Raw genomic sequence first — 8,104 nt, forward strand, 5'->3', positions numbered from 1 at the left:
GACAGAGGCGGACGGAGCAGAAGGAACGGTGAGTGACACGCACCCCGCGACGACGACCCGGCCGATGCCCTTGCCCACGGCGCGGGGAGAGGTGTCCGGCGCGCTCGTCGACGCCCTCGTACACGAGCCCGGCGGGGCGACGCTGCCCGGCGGGGCGACGCTGCCCGGCGGCCGGCCGCTCCGGGCGGCCGATCCGTACGGCGACGATCTGCAGCTCGCGCTGTACGTGTGCTACGAACTCCACTATCAGGGCTTCTCCGGTGTGGACGACGCATGGGAGTGGGATCCCGAGCTGCTCCGGACGCGGCAGGCGCTGGAGCGGCGCTTCCTGGACGCGCTGCGCTCCGATGCCACCACGCACGACGACCCGGACGCCGCCGTGTCCGGGCTGCTGGTGGAGCCCGCCGACGGGACGGGCGTGTCGCACTTTCTCCGGGACGAGGGCGAGCTGTGGCAGATGCGCGAGTACATCGCGCATCGGTCGCTCTACCAGCTCAAGGAGGCCGACCCGCATGTGTGGGTCCTGCCACGGCTGCGGGGCCGGGCCAAGGCGGCGATGGCGGCCGTGGAGTACGACGAGTTCGGGGCCGGACACGGGGACCGGGTGCACGCGGAGCTGTTCGCCGCTCTGATGGCCGACCTGGGTCTGGACCCGATGTACAACCACTACCTGGACGCCACGTCGGCGCGGATGCTGGCGGTGGTCAACATGATGTCGCTGCTGGGACTGCACAGAGCGCTCCGCGGCGCCCTGGTGGGCCACTTCGCCACCGTCGAGATCACCTCCTCACCCGCCTCCGACCGGCTGGCCCAGGCCCTGCGACGGCTGGGCGCGGGCGAGGCGGCGGTGTTCTTCTACACCGAACACGTCGAGGCCGACGCCGTACACGAGCAGGTCGTACGCCATGGGGTGATCGACGACCTCCTGAAGCACGAACCCGGGCTCGCCGCGGACGTGGCGTTCGGCGTCGATGCCACCGTGTTCCTGGAAGACCGCTTCGCCGATGAAATCCTGGACACCTGGCGGAAGGGCCGGTCCTCACTCCGCGTCCCGCTGTGACCCCGGCTGCCCCACCTCCTCGGACTCCGGCGCGGGTGCCACCGCCCGGGTGGTGCGGCCCGGCAGGGCGAGCAGTGCCACGGCCGCGCCGGTCAGGGCGGCCGCCACGCCGACGCCCATCGTGACGGACTGGGCGTCGGTGAAGGCCGAGCGGGCCGCCTCGGTCAGTGCCCCGCCGTCCGCGCGGTCCCGGGCGTGCGACAGGGTGGCGCCGAGCGAGGACATCGCGTCCTCGGGCAGACCGTCCGGCAGCCTGCCCCGGTAGACGGTGGCGAGCAGGCCGCCCAGCCCGGCCACGCCCAGGGCGATGCCGAGTTGCTGGTGGGTGTCGTTGAGCGCGGAGCCCATACCGGCCCGCTCCGGCGGCACCGCCCCTAGCACCGTGCTGGTCGCCGAGGGCCCCGCGATACCGGATCCGAGGCCCGCCAGCCCCAGCCCGATGGACACCGCCGCGGAGCCGCTGCTCTCGGAGAGCGAGGCCAGCACCGCGAATCCGGCCGCGGTGACGGTGAATCCGGCGACGATGCAGGCCCGCGCCCCGAATCCGGCCGGGGCCCGGCCGCCCACCGCCGAACCCGCGACGACCCCCACCGCGAGTGGCACCGCGGCGAGCCCGGTCTCGAACGCGCTGTAGCCGAGGACCAGTTGCAGATACTGGCTCAGCACGAAGAGGGTGCTGCCGGTGGCGATCGTCATCACCGCCACCGCGAAACCCGCCCCGGAGAACCGCCGGTCGCGGTAGAGCCGCAGATCGACCATCGGCGTCGCGGAGCGGCGCTGCCGTACGCCGAAGCCGACCAGCGCCACCACCGCCACCGCCGCCCCGGCCACCACCCCGGGCGCGGTGTACCCGTGTGCCGGGGCCTCGATCAGGGCCCACACCAGGCCGGTCATGCCCGCGGTGACCAGGACGGTGCCGTACGGATCCAGCCCCGGGCCTCCGGCCGCCCGGGTCTCGGGCACCAGCCGTACGACCCCGAACAGGGCCACCGCCACCACGGGGACGTTGATCAGGAAGACCCCCGCCCAGCTCCACGCGTCCACCAGGGCGCCACCGAGCAGGGGTCCCGCCGCCATGCCGACGGAGGCGACCGCGCTCCACACCGCGAAGGCCCGCGGGCGCTCCCGCTCGGGGAAGACCGCAACGAGCACCGCGAGCGTCGCGGGCATCACCAGCGCCGCGCCCACCCCCATGAGCGCCCGCGCCGCGATCAGCCACCACACCGAAGGGGCCGCCGCGGCCAGCGCCGACGCCGCTCCGAAGACCAGCAGTCCCATGACGAGGACGCGCCGCCTGCCGTAGCGGTCGGAGAGCACCCCCGCGGTGATGAGGAGCCCGGCGAAGACCACGACATAGGCGTCGATCACCGCTTGGAGCTGGTCTGTCGAGGCGTCGAAGGCATCGCCGACGGCGGGCACCGCGACATGCAGAACGGTGTTGTCGATGACGATCACGAGCAGGGCGGCACACAGGGCCACCAGGATCGCCCACCGGCGCGGATGGCCTTCCTCGTCGCTCATGACTCTCCCTCGTTCTCCTACAGTGTTGGATTGCATCCAGCACTGTAGGAGCGGTGGAGCGGTGACCGCAACGAGGTAGGCTGCGGGCTCGTGAGCGCGAAGCCGGACGGGAACAAGGGAACGGACCCGGACCAGGGGAGGAAGGTGCTGGACAACGCACCGGGAGCGGTGTGGTTCCGCGCCGGGAAGACCTCCCGCCCACGGCCTCAGCTGTCCCATGAGCGCATCACCGCCACCGCCGTCGAGCTGCTGGACCGCGACGGTGTGCGGAAGCTGAGCATGCGCCGGCTCGCCGAGCGGCTCGGCGCCCACGCGACCAGCCTCTACTGGCACGTGGCCACCAAGGACGACGTCCTGGACCTCGCTCTCGACGCGGTCTTCGCCGAACTCGACCTCCCCGAGCGGCACAGCGCCTCATGGCAGGAGGACATCGAGGCGTTCATGACCGGACTGCGCTCGGTCCTGCTGCGCCACCCATGGGCCGGTGCCCTGGCCAACTCCCGCCCCCTCATGGGGCCCAACGCCCTGCGCTGCTCGGAGTTCGCCTACACCGCGCTCACCACCGGCGGCTTCGAAGGGGTCCACCTGTCATCCGCCGCGGCCACCATCACCCACTTCGTGATCGGCTCCGCCTCCTCCGAAGCCGTGTGGCAGCAGCGCTCCGACGAGGTGGCGACCCGTTCGGCCGTGGACGCCCACATCCGCGCCCACATCGACGAATACCCCACCCTCGCCGGCCACTTCCCGCTCCTGGAAGAGGACGACTGGGACTCCCACTTCCACCGCGGTATGCGCCTGCTGCTGGCCGGTCTGGCGTCCCCCGACGCTCAGGAGCGGTCATGACCGCCCCGGCCACGACGCTGATCGGGGCGGCCCGGCGCCTCGCCCGCGAGGTGCTGGCGCCCGGTGCCGAGGCCGCCGACCGCGAGGGCGTCTCCCCGGCCGCGATCGGCGAGGTGAAGAGGTCCGGGGTGCTCGGGGTGAGTGGCCCGGCGGCGTACGGCGGGGCGCAGGCGCCGGACGCGGTGGCCCGCGAGATCGCCGAAATCCTGGCCGGGGCGTGCTGCTCCACCTACTTCGTCCAGGCCCAGCACCACAGCCCGGTCAGGATGCTCGCCGCCGCCGACTCCCCGGCGCGCGAGCGGCTGCTGCGGCCGCTGTGCGACGGCACGCTGCTGTCCGGTATCGCCTTCTCCCATCTGCGGGCCTTCCCTCGCACACCGGTGCGGGTCACCCGGGTCCCGGGCGGCCGGCGCTTCGACGGCCGGGTGCCGTGGTACACCGGCTGGGGCCTGAACGATGTGATGCTGCTCGCCGGGGTCACCGACGAGGGCGAGGCGCTGTTCGCCGTCGCGGACGCCCGTGAGCAGCCCGGTCTGCGGCCCACGCCGCGGCTCGAGCTCGCCGCGCTGACCGGCACCCGCACGGTCGGCCTGGAGCTGGACGGCCTGGTGGTGCCCGAGGAGGCGGTGGTCTGGAGCCGCCCCTACGAGGAGTGGGCGGTCGCGGACCGGCCGAAGAACACCAACCCCAACCCGGCCGTGTTCGGCGTGGCCGGCGCCGCCCTGGAGCTGCTGGACGCCGCCGGGGACGCGGAGGCGAAGGAGACGGCGCAGGTGCTGGGCGAGCGGCTGCGCGAGGTGCGCCGGGAGGCGTACGCGCTGGTGGACGAGGTTCCCCCGGGCGAGCGCCTGGCGGACCGGCTCGTGGTGAAGACCCGGGCCTACGACGTGCTGCGCGCCACCACCACCGCGGCGATCGTGGCGGGCGGCGGCCGGGCCCTCGGCCTCGGCAGCCCCGCCCAGCGGCTGGCCCGGGAGGGCCTGTTCCTGGCGGTGCAGGGGCAGACCGCGGACGTCCGCAGCGCGCATCTGCGGGCCCTGCGCGGCTGACCCGCCGTCTACTCCAGGCCGGAGGCGCCAAGGATCCCCCGGGTGGCCGTGTCGTCGAGGTTCCGGCCCAGCAGCCGCAGGATCTCCGCGCCGTGCCGCAAGGTGCCCGCTTCGAGGGAGCGCCGGGCACCGGTGTCCAGCTCGTGCCACAGCAGCGGATCCGCGACCAGGACGCCCAGGTCGAGCGTCACCCGGTGGCCGTAGACGTCCCACAGGAGCAGATGAGTGGCGATCCGGCCGTCCCGCCACACCCCGACCAGGGCGTCGATGCGCACCCGGCGGACGCGTACGAGGCCCCGTACCGTCAGCCGGCCACCGCCCGCCGTCACCCGCGGTGGCCGCAGCGCCGTGAACGCCGCCACCGCGAGCAGGGCCCACAGATCGGCCCGCGCCACGGTGAGCCCGCCCGAGGCCCAGTCGAGCACCGTCGTCACCCCGGCGAACGCCAGCGCGAGCCACACCGCCCACCGCGCGTCCGCCCGCCGTCGGCGGCCACGGGGCGTCCGGGCGGGCCGGCCCATCAACCGTTCCATACCGGCACGCTAGGCCGGGCGCGGGGCGGGGGAGCGCACCCTGACGCTCCTCTTACGCCGTCCTCACCACCTTTGACGGGATTCTTGCGCCCGGCCGCCCTGTCTCATGCCGCGAGCTCCTTGCGGATGCGGTTCAGCATGAAGGCGGAGGACTCCCGCGCCCGTTCCTCCCAGGCGAAGACGCAGGATGTGGCGACACCGTCGAAGTTCAGCTCGCGGAGGGTGCCGAAGAAGGTGTCCCAGTCGACCTCGCCCTGGCCGATGTCCAGATGCTGATGGACGCGGGCCGGGGCGCCGGGCGGGTTGAGGATGTAACGCAGCCCGGAGGAGCCCTTGTGGTTGAAGGAGTCCGCGATGTGCACATGCTGGAGCTTGTCGCCCGCGTAAGCCATCATCGCCGCGATGTCCGCCGTCGGCTCGGCGCCGGAGAGGTGGAAGGTGTGCGGAGCGCAGTAGAGGTAGTTCACCCAGGGCTTGTTGATGGCGCGGACCAGGTTGACCGCGGGGGTGTTCTCCTCGCAGAAGTCGTCCGGGTGGGCCTCGAGGTTGAGGGCGATGCCCTCGCGTTCGAAGAGCGGCAGCAGCTCCTCCAGCGAGCGCCAGAAGGCGGCCTCGCTCTCGGCGGCGCGCTCGGGGCGGCCGTTGAACTCCGAGTTCATCAGCGGGCATTCGAGGTCGGCGGTGATCTCGATCATCCGCTTCCAGTAGCGGACGGCGGTCTGCCGCTCGGTCTCGTCGGGTGAGGACCACTTGTACAGCGGCAGCACGGAGGAGAGCTGGACCCCGTGCGTGCGCAGGGCCCGCTTCAGCTCCGCTACGCGCTCGTCGTCCGCCCGCGGGTGGCGGAAGAACGGCATGAAGTCGTCGCGCGGGGACAACTCGATGTATTCGTAGCCGAGTTCGGCGACCGTGCGCACCATCTCATCGAGCGGCAGCGCGCGGAGCATATAGGGGTCGAGTGCGATTTTCACGAGGTGGCTCCGTAGAACGCGGGTCGGGGCTTCATATCGACGGTGATGACCTGGCCGCCCGACCCGCCCCGCTTCACGGCCTCGCCGAAGGAGAGGTTCTCGGCGGCCACCTGGGCGAGCACGGTGGGGTCCATCTGCTTGATGTGGACGTAGCCGACGCGCTTGCCGAAGCGGCGGATCAGATCGAGGTTGTCACCGCCGCCGTAGGCCACGTGTCCGGTGTCCAGACAGAGGTTGGCGTACCGGCCGTCGGACTCGTTCAGCAGCCGTTCGATCTCGGGCTGGGTCTGGAGGTGGCTGTCGGCGTGCGGGTGGATCACCAGACGTATGCCGTACTCGTCCAGCAGGAGCTTGCCCAGCCGGTCGGCCGACCGGCCGAAGCCCGCCCACTGCTCGGCGGTCAGCTCGGGCGGCTCGGTGTGGTCACCGGTCTCGTCCCGGAACATGGGCGGGATCAGGACCAGGTGGTGTGCCCCCGTGGCGGCGGTCAGCTCGGCCACTTTACGCACATGGGCGAGCAACTCGTCCCAGGCGTCGGGGCGGTGCAGCGCTCCGAACGCGGTGCCGCCGGATACCCGCAGACCGCGCGCGTCCAGCTCGGCCTTCAGCCGCCGCGGGTCGGTGGGCAGGTAGCCGTACGGGCCGAGCTCCAGCCACTGGTAGCCGGCCGCGGCCAGTTCGTCGAGGAAGCGGGCGTACGCCACCTGGTGCTCGTCCTCGGGGAACCAGACGCCCCAGGAGTCGGGGGCGGAGCCCAGGCACAGATTGCCCGCGGTGGTGCGGAGAGGGGATGGCGCCGTTGCCATGGCGTTGTCCTTCTGCGGAGGGGGAGGACGGGGTCGCGGATCGGGGAGAACGGGGTTTGCTGGCGCGCTCTACTAGCGCGCTCTAGTCGAGTACGATGACCGCTGTCCGAATGTCATGTCAATAGCTTGTTGCCGGGGGATTTCGCGACTGCCCCGTAAGGTTGGGCCGCGTCGGAGGGTGGTCACAGGTGGAAACATCGGGCAGGCAGCGGCCCACCATGGCGGACGTCGCCGAGAAGGCGGGCGTGTCCCGGGCACTGGTCTCGATCGTCTTCCGCGATCAGCCGGGGGCGAGCCCGCAGACCCGCGACCGGGTGCTGCGCGTCGCCGACGAGATCGGCTACCGGCCCGACAGCGCGGCCCGGCTGCTGGCCCGTGGCCGCAGCCGCACGCTCGGCGTGATGTTCACCGTGCGCCAGCCCTTCCACGCCGACCTCGTCGAGGGCATCTACCCCGAGGCCGAGCGGCTCGGCTACGACGTCCTGCTCTCCGCGACGGCCCAGGGGCGTGGCGAGGACAAGGCCGTCGAGGCGCTGCTCGGCCACCGCTGTGAGGCGGTGATCCTGCTCGGCACCGACGCACAGCCCGTGGACATCGACGCACTGGGACACCGCACGGTCGCCGTCTCCGTAGGCCGCCGGGTGCCCCACGCCCGCGTCGACAGCGTGCACACGGCCGAGGGCAAGGGCGTACGGCAGGCCATGGAGCACCTCGTCGAACTGGGCCACCGCGGGATCGTGCACATCGACGGCGGCCGCGGACCGGGCTCGGTCGAGCGCCGCCGCGCCTACCGGGCCGCGATGCGCCGCCATGGTCTGGAGCGGGAGCTACGGGTGATCCCGGGTGAGCACACCGAGCAGTCGGGCATCGACGCGGGGCGGTCGCTGCTGGCCGAGCGCGACCACGGCCGGCCCCTGCCGACGGCGGTCCTCGCGGGCAACGACCGCTGTGCGATGGGGCTGTTGATGACCCTGGCGCAGGCGGGCGTCGAGGTTCCGCGCGATCTGTCGGTCGTGGGCTACGACGACAGCCACCTCTCCCATCTGATGCCGATCGGCCTGACCACGGTCCGCCAGGACGCGGTGCTCATGGCCGAGTGCGCGGTGCGGTTCGCCGTGGAGCGGCTGGAGAACGCGGTCTCGGAGCCGAGGGAGGCGGTGCTGGCCCCCAAGCTGACGGTACGGGGCACCAGCGGACCGCCCCCGGGTGGGTGAACGCGAGGCGGGCTAGGCCGTGTTTTGAAGGTCGGCTCTGTTCCTCGTCCCGCATCGTGATGATCTCGGTGTGGGACGAGGGGATCTTTCTGACGGGCAGTGGGCTG

Annotated in this window: 8 protein-coding genes; 4 read left to right on the top strand and 4 right to left on the bottom strand. The window is 72.4% G+C overall.

Annotated elements, in window-relative coordinates; all coding sequences use genetic code 11:
* The first annotated feature begins 28 nt into the window (after nt 1-28).
* Nucleotides 29-1,060 (top strand): iron-containing redox enzyme family protein, encoded by a 1,032-nt coding sequence (locus J2Z30_RS26360; protein ID WP_372453302.1) that lies wholly within the window; start codon nt 29-31, stop codon nt 1,058-1,060.
* On the opposite strand, the gene J2Z30_RS26365 is transcribed toward J2Z30_RS26360, so the two are convergent.
* Nucleotides 1,040-2,581 (bottom strand): MFS transporter, encoded by a 1,542-nt coding sequence (locus J2Z30_RS26365; protein WP_052701861.1) that lies wholly within the window; start codon nt 2,579-2,581, stop codon nt 1,040-1,042. The genes J2Z30_RS26360 and J2Z30_RS26365 overlap by 21 nt on opposite strands.
* Before the next feature lie 90 nt (nt 2,582-2,671).
* Here J2Z30_RS26365 and J2Z30_RS26370 point away from each other — a divergent pair, with 90 nt between their 5' ends.
* Complete coding sequence (locus J2Z30_RS26370) at nt 2,672-3,424, top strand: TetR/AcrR family transcriptional regulator (protein ID WP_078957163.1); 753 nt, start codon at nt 2,672-2,674, stop codon at nt 3,422-3,424.
* Nucleotides 3,421-4,473, top strand: coding sequence for an acyl-CoA dehydrogenase family protein (locus J2Z30_RS26375; protein ID WP_044580193.1), 1,053 nt, complete (start codon nt 3,421-3,423; stop codon nt 4,471-4,473). The genes J2Z30_RS26370 and J2Z30_RS26375 overlap by 4 nt, the downstream gene beginning before the upstream one ends.
* 8 nt (nt 4,474-4,481) lie before the next feature.
* Here the strand turns inward: J2Z30_RS26375 and J2Z30_RS26380 are convergent, their stop codons facing one another.
* The 3 genes from J2Z30_RS26380 to J2Z30_RS26390 all read right to left on the bottom strand — a co-directional run bounded on the left by J2Z30_RS26380 (nt 4,482) and on the right by J2Z30_RS26390 (nt 6,783).
* Nucleotides 4,482-5,006 carry a hypothetical protein gene (locus J2Z30_RS26380; RefSeq protein WP_052701863.1) on the bottom strand — a complete coding sequence of 175 codons (525 nt, stop codon included), beginning with the start codon at nt 5,004-5,006 and terminating at the stop codon, nt 4,482-4,484.
* Between the two features lie 104 nt (nt 5,007-5,110).
* A complete protein-coding gene (locus tag J2Z30_RS26385) occupies nt 5,111-5,977 on the bottom strand; it encodes a sugar phosphate isomerase/epimerase family protein (RefSeq protein WP_044580195.1) in 867 nt (288 codons plus the stop codon).
* Complete coding sequence (locus tag J2Z30_RS26390) at nt 5,974-6,783, bottom strand: TIM barrel protein (protein WP_078957164.1); 810 nt, start codon at nt 6,781-6,783, stop codon at nt 5,974-5,976. The genes J2Z30_RS26385 and J2Z30_RS26390 overlap by 4 nt, the downstream gene beginning before the upstream one ends.
* 218 nt (nt 6,784-7,001) lie before the next feature.
* Here J2Z30_RS26390 and J2Z30_RS26395 point away from each other — a divergent pair, with 218 nt between their 5' ends.
* A complete protein-coding gene (locus J2Z30_RS26395; RefSeq protein WP_044580196.1) occupies nt 7,002-7,997 on the top strand; it encodes a LacI family DNA-binding transcriptional regulator in 996 nt (331 codons plus the stop codon).
* Nucleotides 7,998-8,104 lie beyond the last annotated feature (107 nt).

This window comes from Streptomyces iranensis (assembly GCF_017874715.1).
Classification (GTDB): domain Bacteria; phylum Actinomycetota; class Actinomycetes; order Streptomycetales; family Streptomycetaceae; genus Streptomyces; species Streptomyces iranensis.